Genomic DNA, 16782 nt, shown 5'->3' with positions numbered 1-16782 from the left:
ATGAGCGATGTGAAGCATCTGACACAGGTGAGCAGTCCACCGATGGGGGAGGTGGCTGACGGGGCCAAGCAAATCGCTGATGGTTTGGTGGATGTCTCCAAGCGCGTGGTGAAAAAGACGCTTGACGACGTGTCCATGACGCCCTTCTTGCGCAAGATCACGTTCTTTGCGAGCGGCGGCGCGTTTCTCGACGGCTACGTGCTTTCGCTCATCGGCGTGGCGCTCACGCAGATTGTGCCCGCCTTCGCGCTCACCACCGAAGAGAGCGCCGCCATCGGCGCATCGGTGCTCGTGGGTATCTTTTTCGGCACCATTTTGGGCGGCTATGTGACCGACCGCATTGGGCGGCGCATCATGTTTATTGCCGACGTGGTGGCAATCTGTCTGCTGTCGCTCTGGAGCGTGCTCGCCCAGGCGCCCTGGGAGTTGGTGGCCGCACGCTTCCTCATTGGTATGTTCATTGGCGCAGACTATCCCATTGCCACCTCGCTCATCGCTGAATTTGCCCCCAAGAAAAGCCGCTCCATCAACATGGGTATTGTGTCGGCCGCGTGGTACCTCGGGGCTACCGTGGCAGCGGTCGTGGGCTACGCGCTCTATAGCGTGGAAGATGGCTGGAAGTGGATGCTTGCTTCGCCCATCCCCATCTGCGTGTTTCTGCTTATCGGGCGCAGCAAGGTGCCCGAGTCGCCCCTGTGGCTGATCGAGCGCGGGCGCACCGAAGAGGCGCATGCGGTTATGGAGCGCGTTTACGGTATGGACGTGGAAATTGAGCGGCCCGACCCTACGGTCAAGCGCATGACGGTGTTTGAAATCTTCCGCGGTGGGTATCTCAAGCGCATTGTGTTTTTGGGTGTGCTTACGCTCTGCCAGGTGGCACCCATGTATGCCATCTACACGTTCGGCCCGGAAATCATGACGGCGTTTGGCCTGGGCGCGGGCCATGAGGCCATCCTCGGCGAGAGCGTTGTGAGCCTCTTTTTCCTCATTGGGTCTATCCCGGCTATGTTCTGGCTGAACTCCATGGGCCGTCGTCCGCTGCTCATTCGTTCGCTGGCGCTTATGGCAGTGGGCCTGGTCATTTTGGGGCTGTTTCCCGACGCGCCGGTGTATGTGGTGGTGCTTGCGTTTGGCTTGTACGCATTTTTTAGCGGTGGACCAGGCATTTTGCAGTGGCTCTATCCCAACGAACTCTTTCCCACCGAAGTGCGCGCCAGCGCTGTGGGCATCGCCATCGCGTTTTCGCGCATCGGCACGGTGATAGCCACCTACGGCACGCCGCTGTTTTTGGCCACCTTCGGCGTGGGTCCCACCATGTTGGTCGCAGCGGGCTTGGTCATCCTTGGACTGGTCCTCTCAATAGCCATGGCCCCCGAAACCCGCGGCAAAACCCTCCAAGAAACCAGCTCCCTCACCACCCCCGACACCCACCCCGAAAACGCGTAACAATAGTAACGTTTGACAGTAACAACGCAACGCGTTACTATCGCTCTATGATAGTTTCCTTTGCAGATGGAGATACGGAAAAACTCGCATCGGGTAGGCGAGTTCAGCGCTTCGTTCCCTTTGAACGGGTGGCGCTGCGCAAGCTTCGTCAGCTTGAAGTAGCCACGGTGCTGGATGACTTACGCGTGCCGCCGGGCAATCGCCTTGAGGCCCTCAAAGGAAATCGCGCAGGTCAATATAGCATCCGTATCAACGATCAATTCCGCCTGTGTTTCGTTTGGACGGACGCGGGCGCGCAACATGTGGAAATCGTCGATTATCATTGAGCGCAGTAGGGTGAGGTGAAGAGCATGAGTGAGGTGAAAAGTAGGGAGGTGCGGCTCGATCCGGTGACGCCGGGGGAGTTGCTCCAGGAAGAATTTTTGAAGCCACTGGGTATTTCGCAGTATCGGTTGGCGAAGGAGATTGGCGTTCCGGCGCAGCGCATCGGGCAGATTGTGCTCGGGAGGCGCAGCATCACGGCTGATACCGACCTTCGACTGTGCCGCTTTTTTGGTTTGTCGGAGGGCTACTGGCTGCGGGCACAGGCAGCGTATGATACCGAGGTGACTCGCGAGCGCCTTGAGCCGGAGCTTAAGAAGATCAAACCTTGGTCGCGTGCCGCGTGCTGGTAAAATTTGATTAACGAGAGCGTGCACCAAAAAGCCCCCGGTCCTTGAGGATGGGGGCTTTTTGGTGGGTGGGGCTCCTTGGCGAAGGGGAGCCCTGACGGGGGATGGGAAAGGAGAGGAGGGGTGGTTACTTGCCGATCCAGTTGGGCTCGCGCTTCTCAACGAAGGCTGCGGGGCCCTCAATGCCGTCGGCGGTCTTCTCAAGGAAGCGGTAGGCGGCATCCGAGTAGCGCATGGCGTCCTCTTCGGACATCTGGTCGGCGGCGTGCACGATGTACTTCGTCCACTTCAGAGCCAAAGGCGCGTTCTTCAGGCAGGCCTCGGCCAGCTCGATGGCCTTGTCCATAACCTCTTCGGCCGGCACAACATAGTTGATGAGCCCAAGCGCCTTGGCTTCGTCAGCCTTGATCTTCTTGCCAGTGAGCAGAAGTTCCATGCAATCCTTGCGGTTGATGTCGCGGGCGAGGCGCACAAGACCGCCGGTGGAGGCGATGATGCCCAGACCCACCTCGGTGCAGCCGAACTTGGCGCGCTCGGAGGCCACCACCATGTCGCAGGACAGCGCGATCTCCATGCCGCCACCCGCTGCGGAGCCGTTGCACGCCGCAATGACGGGCTTGGAGCACAGGCGCGCGGTCAGGCCGCCGAAGCCATGCTCAGTGACGGTCTGGCACTCGCCGCCCTCAGAGAGTTCGGAGAGGTCCTCGCCCGCGCAGAACACCTTGCCGGTGCCGGTGACGATGATCGCGCGCACCGCCGGGTCGGTCTCGGCGTTGTTCATGATGTTCTCCATGGCCTTGGAGGTGACGCCGTTAAGCGCGTTTGCCACCTCGGGGCGGTTGATGCGGATGATCAGAAGACCGTCCTCACGAAGCTCGGACACCACGGTGTCGGTACCAAAGTAATCTGCCATTAGTTCCTCCTTGACGGTTCAGCTTCCCAGCGAGCGGCGTTCGCGCCCGCGGCACTGGAACTATCATGCGCCTCGCGCGCTGGGCGCGCATCGCAAGGCGGGCAGTATCTCGATGATACCGAAAAAGGGGGCATCGCAAGAAAAGCAGTAGGGAGGTCATGCGATGCTTGTGACCGGGGGTTTTGCCGATGTGCCCTGCTCAGGTGGCGTGTAGGGGTTGCGTGGCACATTCGCACTCACTATGCCCTGTTCCCGGCATCGCAAAACGGCAGGTCGGGCATAGTTAATTCATAAGTAACCGCAGGTTCACAGGCATTTTGCGATGACGGCGCGGCGGGCGCACGGCATAGTGCACTCAACGCGTCGGGGCCGCACGCTCAGCGAACGATCCCGGCACCTTATACCAGTCAAGCAAGCATAAGGAAACGAGAAGGGAAAGGTTAGCATGAACATCGTTGCTGCTTTCAAGGTGGTTCCCGACGACCAGGACATCCAGGTGGCTTCCGACCGCAGCCTGGACTACTCCAAGGCCAAGGGTATTGTGTCCGCCTACGACCTGAACGCGCTGGAGGCCGCGGCCCAGCTGGCCGCCGCTGCGGGCGATTCGAAGGTGGTTGCCATCACGGTGGGAGGCGCCGACATCGACGACTCTAAGCTGAAGAAGAACGTGCTCGCCCGTGGCGTGGACGAACTGTATATGACCGCTGGGGATGCAACCGCGAATCTCGACGCCAACGCGACTGCTGCGGCCCTTGCTGAACTCGTAGGCACGGTGGGTGACTTCGACGTCATCCTCTGTGGCGACGGCTCGGCCGACAACTATGCGCAGCAGACCGACGTGCAGCTAGCCGCGCGTCTGGGCCTTCCGGTGGTGAACGGCGCCACGAAGATCACGCCGAAGGAGGGCGCGCTTGAGGTGGAGCGCACGCTGGAAGATGTTGTGGAAACGGTGGAAGTGCCGCTGCCGGCTGTGGTGTCTGTGTCGCCCGACATCGCCGTGCCGCGCATCCCGGGCATGAAGGACATCCTGGCCGCTGGCAAGAAGCCCATGAACGTGGCCGCCGCGGACGGGGTCTTCGACGCGAAGATTGAAGTGGTATCCTGCCAGGCTCCTGAGCAGGCCGACCGCAAGCTTGAGATTCTCGACGCCTCGGCCGACGGCGCCATCGAACAGTTCGCCGCCGCCCTCAAGGCCGCGCTGTAGCATTCCCGCATCCATCCGTCGCATACAGAAAGGGAGAGTTGATACCCATGAAAGCACTTGTTATTGCTGAGCGTCAGGACGCCGCGCGGGAGCTCGCCGCCGGTGCGCGCACCATGGCCGACGAGGTTGTGCTCGTTTCCTTCGGCGAGGCCCCCGAGGCCGTTGCCGACAAGATTGCCCGCATCGCCGTTCCCGAGGGTGCCGTCCTTGACGACGCAGCCGACACCGTAATTGCCGTGTTCGACGCCGAGCATCCGGGCGTGGTTCTGGTTGAGCCCACGCGCCACATGAAGACCATCGCCGGCAAGCTGGCCGCACACGCGGGCGCCTCGGTCATCACCGACGTCATGTCCTTCGAGGGCGGTGCGAAGAGCCTCTACTTCGGCGGCGTGGCCGAGCGCGTGCAAAAGCCTGCGGGTGACGTGGCTTTCTACACCGTGTCCGCTGGCGCGTTCGAGGGTGCTGAGGCCTCGGGCGCGAACGCTGTGGAAGAGGTGGCCTGGGTGGCTCCGGCCAACCCGGTGAAGCTGCTTGCGTCCAAGCCCATCGAGAAGAGTGGCGTGGATTTGTTCAAGGCTGACGCTGTGGTGGCAGCCGGCCGTGGTTTCACCGAGGAAGCTGACCTTGACCTGGCTCGTGCGCTCGCCGACAAGCTGGGTGGCGGCCTTGCGTGCTCGCGTCCGCTTACGGAGGGTGTGAACTGGCTGCCGACCGAGCTTTACGTGGGCGTGTCCGGGCTCATGCTGTCGCCGAAGGTGTATGTGGCGGCTGGCATTTCTGGTCAGATGCAGCACATGGTTGGTTGCAACCGCGCGGGCACTCTGTTCGCCATCAATAAGGATAAGAACGCGCCGGTGTTTAAGCAGTGTGACTACGGTCTGGTGGGTGACGTGAAGGACGTGCTGCCGGCTGTGGTGGCGGCTCTGTAGGACCTGGATCAACCTGTCCGGGGAGACTCCCGGCATGCCCAGTCGCTCAGACAGTCCTCGCTTCGCTGCGGCGACGCGAAGCTAGTCCCTTTAGGGAAACTCGCTTGGTGGGCACGCCGGGAATCTCCCCTCGATTGACGATGTTGCTGCTTTGTTGCCCTGAACATTCGGTGGTCGCAAAGCGGTGCATTTTGTCATCCTGAGCGGAGGCCGTTAGGCCGTAGCCGAAGGATCCCGTGCGGCGTTAGCGTGAAAACTCGCAGGCTCAGAATGGCGAAGAGAGTATCACTGCAAGGAGAAAGGAAAACCCAAGATGTCTGAAACTGATTTCGACATCATCGTGGTGGGATCGGGGTGTGCAGGAGCGGTGGCTGCTTATGTGGCAGCGAGCGCTGGTAAGTCTGTTCTGGTGGTGGAGCGCGGCAACTTTGCGGGCGCTAAGAACATGACCGGCGGGCGTATCTATTCCCACTCGCTGAAGAAGGTGTTCCCGAACTTTGAAGAGGAAGCACCCCTTGAGCGTAAGATCACGCATGAGCGCATGGCGTTCATGGATCCCGCGGCGCAGATGGCTATCGACTTCACCTCGCCGGAGCTTGCCGAGGAAGGGAAGGACTCCTACTCGGTACTGCGCGGTCCCTTCGACCAGTGGCTGGCGGAGAAGGCCGAAGAGGCGGGTGCTGAATACATCTGCGGCATCGCGGTGGAAGAGCTACTGAAAGACGAATCTGGCAAGGTGTACGGTGTGCGTGCGGGTGAGGATGAAATTACCGCTCAGGTGGTTATCCTCGCTGAAGGGTGCAACACGGTGCTCGCCGAGAAGTGCCTTGGCAATCCGCGTCCCAAGCCGTCGCAGATGGCGGTTGGTATCAAGCAGGTGTATGAGTTGCCGGCCTCCCAGATTGAAGACCGGTTCCTCGTGCCTGAGGGCGAAGGTGCGGCTATGCTCTTCGTGGGCGACTGTACGCATGGCAATGTCGGCGGCGGGTTCCTCTACACGAACAAGGACTCCATTTCGCTCGGCCTGGTGGCTACCATCTCGCTTGCGGCCGATGGTGCGAACGAGACCCCGGTGTATCAGATGCTTGAGGACTTCAAGAATCACCCGGCGGTGGCGCCCATCATCCGCGGGGCGAAGCTGGTGGAGCACTCCGGACACATGGTGCCCGAGGGTGGCTATGACATGGTACCCACCTATGTGTTCGACGGCTGCCTCGTGGCCGGTGAGACGGCGGGCCTTTGCATGAACATGGGCTATCAGGTGCGCGGCATGGACTTCGCCGTTGCTTCTGGCCAGATGGCTGGCGAGGCAGCGGTTGCGGCTATCGACGCTGGTGACACCTCAGCCGCTGGCCTTGCCTCCTACAAGAGCGCCATGGAGAACTCCTTCGTCATCAAAGACCTTGAGACGTTCCGCCGCTGGCCCCACACCATGGAGAGCTGGTCGAGCATGTTCACCGACTACCCCGTTATGGTGAAAGAGATATTCAATGCCATGTTCTCAGTAGACGGCGCGCCTCAGCAGCCTCTCATGAAGCGCATGATGCCTATCGTGAAGAAGCGCGGGCTCTTCAAACTTGCGGGAGAAGTGCGGAAGGCGGTGAAGTCGCTGTGAGTACGGTTAAAGAAATCACGGTCAATGTTGATGAGTTTCTCGCCCTTGATAAGTACGAGGTGGACGAGGAGAACGCTCACATCGAGTTAGTGGAAGACCCCGACACCGAAGAGTTTCTGAAACTCGTGCGCGTGTGTCCAGCGGCGCTCTACAAGATTGACGAAAACGGCGCGAAGTCCTTCGACTACGCCGGCTGCCTCGAATGCGGCACCTGCCGCATCGCCTGCGGCGACACCATCGTCAAAAAGTGGGAAAACCCCCAACCCACCATGGGCGTAGAATACCGCTTCGGCTAATAGGTTCCGTCGGCCTTCCAGGTTCGGGAGGCCGACGTAATTATTTGATTTCGGAAGGCGCCTTGTCTGTGTGCGAGGCGTCTTCTTGCGTCTGCTCCCGTTTCCGTAGGCCCCACCAGTACAAACCGAGCATGATGGCGGCGGCTGCGCCGGTGAGGGCGACGATGCCTACGACGAAGTTTGGCCATTCGAGGGTGGCAAGCACTGTGGCTACCGAGGTCAGAATGCTGTACGAGAAGTTTGAAAACGACGACGCGGCTCCCACGCGGTTGGGCGGCTGGTCAAGCAGCACGACGAAGGCCATGGGGCGCACGATGCCCTCGGCAAGCGCGTAGGGTACAAACGCCAGCAGAAACAGCACGGGCGAAATCATGCCGAACGCGGCCAGCAGCACAAAGGACGCTGCGGTCAGGCCAACGCACAGTTTCAAAATAGTGCGCACGGAAAAGCGCTTCGACAGCGCCACATACACATAGGGCGCCGCAATAGTCACGAGGCATGCGGCAGCGTAGATGCAGCTGTATTCCAAATACGACACGGCGAAGAAATCCAGCAGCACGTACGACACCACGGCGATGAACGCGAAGTAGGGCATGCCTGCTATGCCCATGAACAGAGCAAGTGCCATAAATGAGCGGCTGCGGCCGAGCGTGCGCACGTCGCTTACCATCGTGCGAAGCGACGCCAGCACGCCGGGTCGCTCGGCACCGTCTTCGTGCGGGTGTGTCTCGGAAATCAGCAGCGACAGCACAAAGCCCAGCACACCGCACACGGCCAAGAATTCGAAGATGCCGCGCCACTCGGCCAAGCTCAAGAGTAGCGTTCCTAAAAACGGCGCAACTGCAGGTCCAATAATGATGAGCGATTGCAAGCTGGTCATGGCAATTTGCAGGTCGGGGCCTTCGTAGGCATCTTTGATCATGGCCGTCTCAATGGTTGACACCGCGCCATAACCCAGCGCCTGCCCGATGCGAAACGCCACCAGCAATTCCACGGTGGGCGCGATGGCGCACAACACCGATGACGCAGCGAACAACCCACATCCTGCCACGAGTACGGGCCGTCGCCCGAAGCGGTCGCTGATGGGCCCCGCTAACACCACTCCCACGGCGCAGAACACGAAGAACACAAACACCGTGAGGTTCAAGTACGCCGCCGACACGCCAAACGCGCGCTGCATGCTGGGCAGCGCCGGCACGTACATGTCGATGGACAGGATAAGCAGCAGGTTAATGGACAGCGCGCACACGAAAAACGAATGCGGCCCCAAATGCTTTTGCGGATGCGTGAGTTGCACAAGTTCCCCTTCTCAAGCGTTGTGACCCCAGATCACGGGCCGCGCAGCAGTATAGCACCGCCCGCCGGCTGCATCGCACCGTGCGTGCGCGTGTTTCAAATTGAGAAAGGGGAGGGGTGGCGCGTGTTGCGTGCGCCACGTGCAGGCCCCGTGCGGCTCCACCTTCGCCCCCCTCCGCCGTCTTTCCGCCATCAAACGCCGTTTCAGAGCGCGCATGGCCTCGAAAAGCGCGATAATAGCAGCCATACGAAAACGCCGACGAGGGGAGCGCTCATGGAAGAGAATCGCCTGGGGAAGAAAATTGTTACATTGCGCGAGGCGCACCATCTGTCGAGCCAGGACTTGGCCAGCCGTTGTGGGCTTGACCTGGAACTCATTGAGGGTCTTGAGGCGGGGGAGGTGCCCGCTTCGCTCGCGCCGCTCATCAAGATCACGCGTGCGCTCGGGGTGCGCCTGGGCACGCTCATGGATGACGACGAGGACTTGGGTCCGTCCTACATCGACGCCGCACAAATGGCTGAGGTTGAGCGTACCACCAGCTTGGAGACCACTTCGGGCGGCGACCTCAGCTACTTCAGCCTGGCTGCCGGCCGTCCGTCGCGCCACATGGATCCGTTCATCATCACCGTCACGCCGTCCGGCGAGATGGATCACGAACTGGTGGGCCACGAGGGCGAAGAGTGGCTCTTTGGCATGGAAGGCGCCATCGAGATTGAGTACGGCCAGGAAACCTACGTGCTCCATCCCGGCGAAAGCATCTACTACGACTGCATCGTCCCCCATCAAGTCCGCGCTCACGACGGCCAAAACGCGAAATTCCTGGCTGTGGTCTATACTCCGATCTGACGATCGGAGTATAGACTCGACGCTGCGGCTGGCTGCAGCACCCAATCTTCGCGCGATCCCGGAAGCTCACGTACCGAAGTACGCTTCGCTTCCGCGATCCCACGAATCTTGGGCACTGCAGCCACCCTCGCTGACTTTGCCTGACCTGCGAGTTTGAAAGAAGTGATCCTATGACCGATACCCCCGCTCCCATCCCCGGTTCGCCCGATTATCCGTTGCATTCGGAGCTTACCATTGGGGCGTACTTCAAGCAGCAGGTGGCTCTTGACCCTGATCATGAGTTCGTGGTGTACCCCGACCGCATGCTGCGTTGGACCTACAAGGACTTCGACGAGCGTACGGACAACCTGGCGCGCGGCCTTATCGCCATCGGTTTCAAACCGGGCGATCATCTGGGCGTGTGGGCGCGCAACATTCCCGACTGGCTCACGTTCATGTATGCCACGGCCAAAATAGGCGTGGTCATGGTCACGGTGAACCCCATCTACAAGAGCCACGAGCTGGACTACGTGCTGAAGCAGTCCGACATGAAGGCCCTCTGCGTCATCGACGCCTACCGCGACGTGGACTACCTGCAAATCATTCGCGACCTTGTGCCCGAAACGCTCACCCAGCCGCGCGGCTACCTGAATTCGGAGACGTACCCCTTCCTCAAGCACATCATCTACATGGGGCCGGAGAAGCACCGCGGCTGCTACAGCGTGCCCGAACTCATCCTGTTGGGACAGCACGTGCCGGAAAGCGCGCTTGCGGACGCCGCCGCGCAGTTCGACAACAACGACGTGGTTATGATGCAGTACACCTCCGGCACCACGGGCTTCCCGAAGGGCGTCATGCTCACGCACCGCAACATCCTGAACAACGGCTTCTACATTGGCGAAGGTCAGAAGCTGGGCCCGGACGATCGCGTGACCCTGCCGGTACCGTTCTTCCACTGCTTTGGGTGCGTGCTCGGCGTGATGGCGAACCTCACGCACCGCTCCACCATGATCATCGTGGAAGACTTCGACGCGGGTCTTGTGCTGCAAGCCATCCATAAGGAGCGTGCGACTGCCGTCTACGGCGTGCCCACCATGTTCATCGCCGAGCTTAATCACCCCGACTTCGACACGTTCGACCTCACCAGCCTGCGCACAGGCATCATGGCTGGCAGCCCGTGTCCGCCGGAGACAATGCGCGAGGTCATGGACAAGATGTACATGAAGGAAATCACCATCTGCTACGGCCTCACCGAAACGAGCCCCGTGTTCACACAGACAAGCGCCGACGACGACATCGAGCACAAGTGCGAAACGGTTGGCCGCAAGCATCCGCCGGTTGACGTGCGCGTGATTGACCCCACCGACGGCCACATCTGTGGCGTGGGTGAGCCGGGCGAGCTGTGCTGCAAGGGCTACAACGTGATGAAGGGCTACTACAAGATGCCCGAGGAGACGGCGCGCGCCATCGACGCGGACGGCTACCTGCACTCCGGCGACCTGGGCACGGTGGACGAGGACGGCTACTACCGCGTGACGGGCCGGATCAAGGACATGATCATCCGCGGCGGCGAGAACATCTACCCGCTTGAGGTGGAGAACTTCCTGCTCACCATGCCCGGTGTGCTCGACGCCCAGGTGGTAGGCATTCCCGATGCACGTCTTGGGGAGATAGTGGGTGCCTTCATCCGCGTGCGCCCCGGCTACGAAGACATGACCGAAGAGGACGTCCGCGCCTTCGCCATCCCCCGCATCGCTCGCTACAAGGTGCCCAAACGCGTGTTCTTCGTGGACGACTTCCCCATGACCCCGTCGATGAAGGTCCAAAAGTTCAAGCTGCGCGAAATGGCCGAAGAACTGGTGAAAGCAGGGAAGTAACAAGGAGGGGGCTGCAACAACAGCCCCCTCCTGCTTTGTAAAAATGTGACGCGCTTACGCGCTACCGAATACACCACAAGATGGTCGCCCTCCCTATCACTATGACGAGGGCTCTTCCATGTATCATAAACCTCACTAAAAAGGTTATCTCTGTAGGGGCGCTTCACGAAGCGCCCTCTCCGCCGTCAGGCGGAGAATTCAACCCTGACCTGCGTTTTCGCGCTTCGCACGAACGGGTGCACTGGAGTGCACCCCTACGGAGGTTATGCTTCTTGCAAGACCTCGCCTACTAGTCAGTCGACCCGCGTCGTAAGGTAAGGGATGACGGGTAACCTCGTGGCGTATTAGCTAGCGCGATAGCGCGTCACACTTATTACAACATCCTCACGCTGGCGGGTTCTTTGGGGGCGGTGCGGTGGTAGCGGACGGCGGGGTGGCCTAGCACGAGGGTGGCTACGACGTGCTGGCCCCGGTGCAGGCCGAGCATGCGGCGCAGGCTGGGGGAGAAGCGCGTGGCGGTGGCGAAGAAGCCGCTGTAGAGGACACCGAGGCCGCACGTCTCGGCCATGAGTGCCATGTTGGCGGCGGCAAGCGAAGCATCCACGGTGTCTTTCGCCACCACGGCAAGAGCCACGGGCGCGCCTTTGAAGAAGAAGTGCTCGTCAATCTCCACGCGCGCCACCGATGCATTGAAGCGCTTCACAAAGGGGAACAGCCTCCTGAACAGGCGCACGGCCACGCGCTCAACCTCGGGTAGCGCGTCGCGCAGCACGACAAATTCCACGTCTTGGGCGTTGCCGCCAGTGGGGGTCACGCGCCCGGCTTCCACAATGCGGTCAATCACGCCCGCGTCCACGGGGCGCGCAGCGAACTGTCGCACGCTGCGGCGCGCCTTGAGCGCCAGCGCCAGCGTGTCGGCATCCACCCTCACCGGTCCGTGTAGCTCCATAGGCTCTTCGTCAAACCCGGTCATCGACACGGCACCCTTCGGGCAGATGGCCACGCAGTGTCCGCACATGATGCACTGCTGCGACACCACGTGCGCGACGCGCTCTTCTACCACAAGGTTGTTCATGGGGCAGTCGCGCTTGCAAAGCCCGCACCCGATACACGCCTCCGCGTCAATCAGCACTTCGTGCGTGCGCTTCATTGAGCAGCCTCGTTTCCCCAGCACAGCGCGTCGTCCATCACGTAGTGGCGGTGGCGGCCCTGCGACACCTTCTTATACTCGATGGCCGAGGTGGGGCAACCGCCGATACACGCCATGCAGTGAGTACACGACCCCTGCCATACGGGGCGTCCGCCTTCGTAGCGGATGTTGTTCAGCGGGCAGCGCGCGGCACAGCGCCCGCACGAGATGCACGCGTCCGACACAGTGAAGCCCTTGTCGTGCACGTAGAATCGGTAGAAGAGCGGGTTCACCGGGCCGCTTTCCAGTTTCCCTACCATAGTGGCCGGCTCGGCGGGGAAGCGTTTGCCCGCGCTCACCATTTCAGCCAGGCGCGCGATGCGGGGGCGCGCCGCTTCCATAAGGGCACGGCACTCTTCCTCGCTCGGCGTTGGCCCCAGGGCCAGGTAGTTCTCCGGCATAGCCACGCCCGCAAGCCCGCGAAACGTGAGCCCTATCCGCCCGCACAGCCCCGCGGCATACGGCGCCGCGTTGCCCACGCTTCCGCCGCAGGTGAGCACGAAGTACGCCTCGCGCGAACCCTCGAAGCGCGCCTTCTCCATCCACTCTTCCACCAGCCGCGGCACGCGCCACGAATACGTGGGCATCACGAACACCCACGGCCGCTCGGAGGTAAAGGTGCCCGCCGTCCCGTCTTTGATCTGCCGGTTGATGGACACCAGTTCATCGCCCAGCTGCTCGGCCATCTGCACCGCTGCCCGCTGACTATTGCCGGTACCGCTAAAGTAGAGAATCATGGCGCTCCTTCGATACTTCCGTTCGTCAATGTGAGACATACTGTATCATAGGGGCGTGAGCACCTGAACCCATCGACGTGAGACAAAGGGAGCGCTTCTGTATCATGGATAGGAGAAAAGTGGCGAACCAGCAGGTCAAAGACCGCCTTCTTGATGCGCTGTTGGAACTGGCGCAGGAAAAGGATCTCTCGCAAGTGAAGGTGACCGAACTGGTGGCGCGCTCCGGGGTGGCACGCGCGTCGTTCTACCGCAACTTCACGTCGGTGGAGGACATCGTCGACTACGGCATCCAGCGCATGGCGCGCCTCTACCACGAGGGCATGCCGGCCGATGCCGCTCCCCGCAGTCGCGAAGCCGTGCTCTACCAGTTCCGCTTCTATCGCGAGCATGCCCCCATCGTGCTCGCGTTTCACCGCGCGCATGCCGCCACCACACTGCTCGATGTGCTCACCGAGTGCAAAATTGCCGAAGCAGGTGATATGCCCGCGCGCTCCATCAAACGCTACGAGCTGTACTACTTTGCCGGCGCGTTCTACAACATGTTAGTGTGCTGGCTCGAATCCGGCATGCAAGAAACCCCCGAAGCCATGGCCGACGAATTCCTCCGCATCGCCGCCGGAAGCACGTCACGCGAAAGCGCCTTGCGACCGCCCAACGCGCTACCCCGCGTGCAGCTCTATGCCAAACGCTCGCCCGCGTGCGCGCCCGGTGTGACGGAGTACACCTCTTCCACGTGGATGAAGCACACGCCCTTGCTCGTATAGTCGTACCCCATTGAACTCAGGATGGCCTGCACTTGCGCGGCCACCTGCTCGTAGCGCGGCCCCTCGTTTTCATACGTGACGGTGCCCTTCACCTGAAAGCCGCCCTCATCATCCCAGACCGACAGCGCAACGTAGGGGTTCGCCTGCAGATTCGCCAGCGACTTATTCAGGTACTGGTCAGATACCATTACCGTCTCGGCGTCCATCGCCTGCTTCATGCTTACCGGCACCACGTTTGGCACCCCGTCAGCGCACGTGGAGAACGCGGCGGCGTAGGCGTTGTTGATCATGTCCTGGCATTCTTGCGACATATGAGCCATGATGTCCCCTTTCCTTTGGCGGGCCCTCCGTCCGCTCTGACCTTAGTCTACGACGATTTCCGTGCGCAGGGGTACGGGATTCTTCAGACAGTCACCAACAGGGCAGCGCTCTTCGGCCAGGGCGGCAAGTTCGCGCAGCTGTTCCTTGTCGGAGCCCGACAAACGCAGCGTAACGCGCACCTCTTGCAGGCCGTTGCGCACGTCGGGGGCCTTCCCCATGAAGCCGTCGGGGTCGAGATCGCCTTCCACGTCCACGCTCACGCCGGAAAGTTCCACGCCTTTCATCTGGGCGAATATCATGGTGGCGATGGTCTGGCAGCCGCCGAGCGCACAGAGCAGCCCCTCGACGGGGTTCATGCCAGTGTTTCCGCCGCCCGACTCGACAGGCTCGTCAAACGTGATGGTGAAGCCGCGGCTTTCGGCTTTCGCCTGCAATGCAGTTCCCGTGCTCACCACGGATACCTTCGATGTTTCAAGCATGGTGTGCTCCTTTCCTTGCCGCCGTGTGGCGGCCTTGTTTCAAGATAGGCCAAGGATACGGCGGCTACCCGCGCGAGAGAAGTCGTCCGCAAAATGTTGAGCCACTAAAAATGTTTTGAGTAACTTCACGAAGACAAGAAAGCGCGCTAAGGTGGAGAAGGTGGCTGTTGTGCCATTGCAGGGAGTGCGGCCAGGTGGTGCAACCTCGCGGGGAAGGGGAGTGAAAACATGGCCTATCAGCGCAAACTAGAGAAAGATATCCGGTGCCCGTTGGAGTACGGGCTTGATGTGTTCGGCGGCAAGTGGAAGTCGCGCATCCTTTGCGTGCTGTCGGATGGCCCCTTGCGCTACAGCGCGCTGCGCGACGAGATGGCCGACGTGAGCGACGCCGCGCTCGCAAGCGCGCTGAAGGATTTGGCGCATAGCGGCATGGTGGCGCGACGCCAGTACGAGGAAATTCCACCGCGCGTGGAATATATGCTCACCGAAAAAGGCGCTTCCACCATTCCCGTGCTCCAGCATATCTGCCACTGGGCCGGCCAGTATCACCGCACCTGTGACGACGCCGCGCCCACTCGCTGTCAACGCTGCGACTATCGGGGCGGCAGTGCGGAATAGGTCGCTTGCGATACGCCCGCAGAGGTGCTCTAGCCCGCAAGCAGCTTGCAGGAGAGGTGGACGCGCAGCACATCCACGTTACTTGTGCCGAGGTTTTCCAGGTCAAGGCCTGAAATGGCCTTGATGCGCTTCAGGCGATACGCCAGGGTGTTGCGGTGGATGAACAGCGCTTCGGCGGTGCGTGTGGCGTTGCAGCCGTGTTCGAGGTAGGCGAGCGCGGTAGACACGTGTGCGGTGCCGTCGCGCTCATCGGCCCGCGCCAGGGCGACGGCGGCGGGGTCAAGCAGCCACACCACATCGCCGCCTTCGTCGGTCAGTCGACGCCGCGCATCTTCGAACCAGCAGTCGTCGTAGAAGCCCATGGCCGTGGCCAAATAGCGGTCGGTCTCGTAGGGTTTTATCTGTTCGTAGGCGAAAGCGGCCTGGTCGGCGGTGGTGCGCAGGCGCGAGAAGTCATCCGACAGCGACGAGAACCCGGCGATAAAGCGCAGCCCTTCCGGCCCACCAGGCAACAACCCTGCACGAAACTCTGTTAGCGGATAGTCAACGTCGCGCGCAATCATGAGGTGTGCGCCGTTGTCTTCGACAAACTGGGCATGCGGGTACAGCTCGGCGATGCGCCGCTCGGCTTGCAGATGCGGCCCCAGCTCACCCGCCCCCTCCGCGCCCGAAAAGCACACCGCGTAATGCGGATCTCCTACGCTCCATCCCAGCTCAGCCAGACCATATTCCAACACGTGCGGTCGCACTGCATTGCCGGCCAGAAGTTCCTGAAACGGGCCCAGCGCCGAGTTCGCAATCTGAGGGTAGGCACGCCGCGGCAAAATGAGCGCCAGCAAGTCGCCCACGTAATCGGCCAGCGCCAGATCAGCAGGACCCAGTGGCGCGTTCACATCCACTAGCTCAATGCAGCCGTGATATTCGCCCTCCACCAAAAGGTTGCGCACTAAATAGGTGCGCCCGCCCGTTTCCGCGTCGCTCACTATATACGCGCGCTCGCTGCTGAACGCGTTCTCCGCGCTGCGCATCCACGTATCGAAGTACACCTCGGTGGGGCACACGCCCGTCTCAATGGCCGGGGACCAAAACGGGTCGCGGAAATCATCTGGCAGCCGCCCGGCCGTTAGCACGAAGTACAGTGCCGAATCCGACAGCATGAGCGGGTTTGCGAACATGGTGGCCACCATGTCGAACACCTCTTGCAGCGGCGCATCACGCGCCATGGTGGAAAGCACGGCCTCCGACCAGGTGTCAAGCCGCATGCGATACTCCAACAAACGCGTCAGCAAGTCGCGCGCATCTGGCAGGTCGGGCGCATCGGGAAGAAGTAGGGCGGGAAGGCCCCGCGTGTCACAGGAGGCGCTCGCGCTGCGCACAAGGAAGGCCCCACCGGCCTCAAACACAGCGGCGTTCAGTGCGATAAATTCGTCATACTCAATAATGAAAAGGCTTGTTGCGCGTGGGAAACTCTTGGGGCCAAATATCTCAACGCGGTCGAGATCGAGCGTGGCATTGTGCACAAAGCGCTCAAGAGGGTGCAAATTGGCCAGTTCGGCGGACACCAGGTCCAGGTTGAACAGCATGACAACTCCTTTTGGCGG

General features: G+C 61.2%; 18 protein-coding genes. 11 read left to right on the top strand and 7 right to left on the bottom strand.

From position 1 onward, the window contains the following. The 3 genes from QNJ86_RS01540 to QNJ86_RS01530 are packed head-to-tail and all read left to right on the top strand — an operon-like array spanning position 1 to position 2120. The gene (locus tag QNJ86_RS01540; protein WP_283830807.1) at positions 1–1446 is read left to right on the top strand and encodes an MFS transporter; all 1446 of its coding nucleotides are present in this window, start codon (positions 1–3) and stop codon (positions 1444–1446) included. 47 nt (positions 1447–1493) lie between these two features. After that, positions 1494–1772 (top strand): type II toxin-antitoxin system RelE/ParE family toxin, encoded by a 279-nt coding sequence (locus QNJ86_RS01535; protein WP_283830806.1) that lies wholly within the window; start codon positions 1494–1496, stop codon positions 1770–1772. Positions 1773–1796: 24 nt separating this feature from the next. Beyond that, positions 1797–2120 carry a HigA family addiction module antitoxin gene (locus tag QNJ86_RS01530; protein ID WP_283830805.1) on the top strand — a complete coding sequence of 108 codons (324 nt, stop codon included), beginning with the start codon at positions 1797–1799 and terminating at the stop codon, positions 2118–2120. 124 nt (positions 2121–2244) lie between these two features. Here QNJ86_RS01530 and QNJ86_RS01525 read toward each other — a convergent pair whose 3' ends face one another. Then, the gene (locus tag QNJ86_RS01525; RefSeq protein WP_283830804.1) at positions 2245–3030 is read right to left on the bottom strand and encodes an enoyl-CoA hydratase/isomerase family protein; all 786 of its coding nucleotides are present in this window, start codon (positions 3028–3030) and stop codon (positions 2245–2247) included. Between the two features lie 445 nt (positions 3031–3475). On the opposite strand from QNJ86_RS01525, the gene fixA reads away from it, so the two are divergent. The 4 genes from fixA (at position 3476) to QNJ86_RS01505 (ending at position 7074) form a co-directional block, all read left to right on the top strand. Next, positions 3476–4234, top strand: coding sequence for a putative electron transfer flavoprotein FixA (fixA, locus tag QNJ86_RS01520; RefSeq protein WP_283830803.1), 759 nt, complete (start codon positions 3476–3478; stop codon positions 4232–4234). Positions 4235–4281: 47 nt separating this feature from the next. Continuing rightward, entirely contained in the window at positions 4282–5163 is an 882-nt protein-coding gene (locus QNJ86_RS01515) for an electron transfer flavoprotein subunit alpha/FixB family protein (RefSeq protein WP_283830802.1), read from the top strand. 313 nt (positions 5164–5476) lie between these two features. After that, a complete protein-coding gene (locus QNJ86_RS01510) occupies positions 5477–6778 on the top strand; it encodes an FAD-dependent oxidoreductase (protein WP_283830801.1) in 1302 nt (433 codons plus the stop codon). Further along, entirely contained in the window at positions 6775–7074 is a 300-nt protein-coding gene (locus QNJ86_RS01505) for a ferredoxin family protein (RefSeq protein ID WP_283830800.1), read from the top strand. Before QNJ86_RS01510 ends, QNJ86_RS01505 begins: the two co-directional genes overlap by 4 nt. A gap of 40 nt (positions 7075–7114) precedes the next feature. On the opposite strand, the gene QNJ86_RS01500 is transcribed toward QNJ86_RS01505, so the two are convergent. Continuing rightward, positions 7115–8371 (bottom strand): MFS transporter, encoded by a 1257-nt coding sequence (locus tag QNJ86_RS01500; protein WP_283830799.1) that lies wholly within the window; start codon positions 8369–8371, stop codon positions 7115–7117. A 273-nt stretch (positions 8372–8644) separates the two neighbouring features. Between QNJ86_RS01500 and QNJ86_RS01495 the strand changes: the two genes are divergently transcribed. Beyond that, the gene (locus QNJ86_RS01495) at positions 8645–9217 is read left to right on the top strand and encodes a cupin domain-containing protein (protein ID WP_283830798.1); all 573 of its coding nucleotides are present in this window, start codon (positions 8645–8647) and stop codon (positions 9215–9217) included. A 170-nt stretch (positions 9218–9387) separates the two neighbouring features. After that, entirely contained in the window at positions 9388–11073 is a 1686-nt protein-coding gene (locus tag QNJ86_RS01490; RefSeq protein ID WP_283830797.1) for an AMP-binding protein, read from the top strand. Between the two features lie 373 nt (positions 11074–11446). Here the strand turns inward: QNJ86_RS01490 and QNJ86_RS01485 are convergent, their stop codons facing one another. Then, positions 11447–12223 carry a nitroreductase family protein gene (locus tag QNJ86_RS01485; protein WP_283830796.1) on the bottom strand — a complete coding sequence of 259 codons (777 nt, stop codon included), beginning with the start codon at positions 12221–12223 and terminating at the stop codon, positions 11447–11449. Continuing rightward, the gene (locus QNJ86_RS01480; RefSeq protein ID WP_283830795.1) at positions 12220–12999 is read right to left on the bottom strand and encodes an EFR1 family ferrodoxin; all 780 of its coding nucleotides are present in this window, start codon (positions 12997–12999) and stop codon (positions 12220–12222) included. The genes QNJ86_RS01485 and QNJ86_RS01480 overlap by 4 nt, the downstream gene beginning before the upstream one ends. A gap of 104 nt (positions 13000–13103) precedes the next feature. Between QNJ86_RS01480 and QNJ86_RS01475 the strand changes: the two genes are divergently transcribed. Then, positions 13104–13763 (top strand): TetR/AcrR family transcriptional regulator, encoded by a 660-nt coding sequence (locus tag QNJ86_RS01475; protein WP_283830794.1) that lies wholly within the window; start codon positions 13104–13106, stop codon positions 13761–13763. On the opposite strand, the gene QNJ86_RS01470 is transcribed toward QNJ86_RS01475, so the two are convergent. Together QNJ86_RS01470 and QNJ86_RS01465 are read right to left on the bottom strand one after the other, a co-directional pair. Next, positions 13676–14083, bottom strand: coding sequence for a pyridoxamine 5'-phosphate oxidase family protein (locus QNJ86_RS01470; protein WP_283830793.1), 408 nt, complete (start codon positions 14081–14083; stop codon positions 13676–13678). The genes QNJ86_RS01475 and QNJ86_RS01470 overlap by 88 nt on opposite strands. Before the next feature lie 42 nt (positions 14084–14125). Then, positions 14126–14563 carry an OsmC family protein gene (locus QNJ86_RS01465; protein WP_283830792.1) on the bottom strand — a complete coding sequence of 146 codons (438 nt, stop codon included), beginning with the start codon at positions 14561–14563 and terminating at the stop codon, positions 14126–14128. Positions 14564–14791: 228 nt separating this feature from the next. Between QNJ86_RS01465 and QNJ86_RS01460 the strand changes: the two genes are divergently transcribed. Further along, positions 14792–15181, top strand: coding sequence for a winged helix-turn-helix transcriptional regulator (locus QNJ86_RS01460; RefSeq protein ID WP_283830791.1), 390 nt, complete (start codon positions 14792–14794; stop codon positions 15179–15181). 29 nt (positions 15182–15210) lie between these two features. On the opposite strand, the gene QNJ86_RS01455 is transcribed toward QNJ86_RS01460, so the two are convergent. Next, entirely contained in the window at positions 15211–16764 is a 1554-nt protein-coding gene (locus tag QNJ86_RS01455) for a PucR family transcriptional regulator (protein ID WP_283830790.1), read from the bottom strand. Between the last annotated feature and the right edge of the window lie 18 nt (positions 16765–16782).

Origin of the sequence: Gordonibacter faecis, assembly GCF_030077735.1 — a bacterium.
In the GTDB taxonomy this organism is placed as follows: Bacteria; Actinomycetota; Coriobacteriia; order Coriobacteriales; family Eggerthellaceae; genus Gordonibacter; species Gordonibacter faecis.
The sequence above is the reverse complement of the archived record's forward strand: the minus strand, read 5'-3'. Positions and strand labels throughout refer to the sequence as shown.

What these genes read in the sequence shown, in the direction of transcription:
- QNJ86_RS01455 (WP_283830790.1), bottom strand. Translation starts at nt 16,764, where the DNA reads ATGCTGTTCAACCTGGACCTGGTGTCCGCCGAACTGGCCAATTTGCAC.
- QNJ86_RS01495 (WP_283830798.1), top strand. Translation starts at nt 8,645, where the DNA reads ATGGAAGAGAATCGCCTGGGGAAGAAAATTGTTACATTGCGCGAGGCG.
- QNJ86_RS01525 (WP_283830804.1), bottom strand. Translation starts at nt 3,030, where the DNA reads ATGGCAGATTACTTTGGTACCGACACCGTGGTGTCCGAGCTTCGTGAG.
- QNJ86_RS01490 (WP_283830797.1), top strand. Translation starts at nt 9,388, where the DNA reads ATGACCGATACCCCCGCTCCCATCCCCGGTTCGCCCGATTATCCGTTG.
- QNJ86_RS01530 (WP_283830805.1), top strand. Translation starts at nt 1,797, where the DNA reads ATGAGTGAGGTGAAAAGTAGGGAGGTGCGGCTCGATCCGGTGACGCCG.
- QNJ86_RS01510 (WP_283830801.1), top strand. Translation starts at nt 5,477, where the DNA reads ATGTCTGAAACTGATTTCGACATCATCGTGGTGGGATCGGGGTGTGCA.
- QNJ86_RS01540 (WP_283830807.1), top strand. Translation starts at nt 1, where the DNA reads ATGAGCGATGTGAAGCATCTGACACAGGTGAGCAGTCCACCGATGGGG.
- QNJ86_RS01480 (WP_283830795.1), bottom strand. Translation starts at nt 12,999, where the DNA reads ATGATTCTCTACTTTAGCGGTACCGGCAATAGTCAGCGGGCAGCGGTG.
- QNJ86_RS01470 (WP_283830793.1), bottom strand. Translation starts at nt 14,083, where the DNA reads ATGGCTCATATGTCGCAAGAATGCCAGGACATGATCAACAACGCCTAC.
- QNJ86_RS01475 (WP_283830794.1), top strand. Translation starts at nt 13,104, where the DNA reads ATGGATAGGAGAAAAGTGGCGAACCAGCAGGTCAAAGACCGCCTTCTT.
- QNJ86_RS01465 (WP_283830792.1), bottom strand. Translation starts at nt 14,563, where the DNA reads ATGCTTGAAACATCGAAGGTATCCGTGGTGAGCACGGGAACTGCATTG.
- fixA (WP_283830803.1), top strand. Translation starts at nt 3,476, where the DNA reads ATGAACATCGTTGCTGCTTTCAAGGTGGTTCCCGACGACCAGGACATC.
- QNJ86_RS01485 (WP_283830796.1), bottom strand. Translation starts at nt 12,223, where the DNA reads ATGAAGCGCACGCACGAAGTGCTGATTGACGCGGAGGCGTGTATCGGG.
- QNJ86_RS01515 (WP_283830802.1), top strand. Translation starts at nt 4,282, where the DNA reads ATGAAAGCACTTGTTATTGCTGAGCGTCAGGACGCCGCGCGGGAGCTC.
- QNJ86_RS01535 (WP_283830806.1), top strand. Translation starts at nt 1,494, where the DNA reads ATGATAGTTTCCTTTGCAGATGGAGATACGGAAAAACTCGCATCGGGT.
- QNJ86_RS01460 (WP_283830791.1), top strand. Translation starts at nt 14,792, where the DNA reads ATGGCCTATCAGCGCAAACTAGAGAAAGATATCCGGTGCCCGTTGGAG.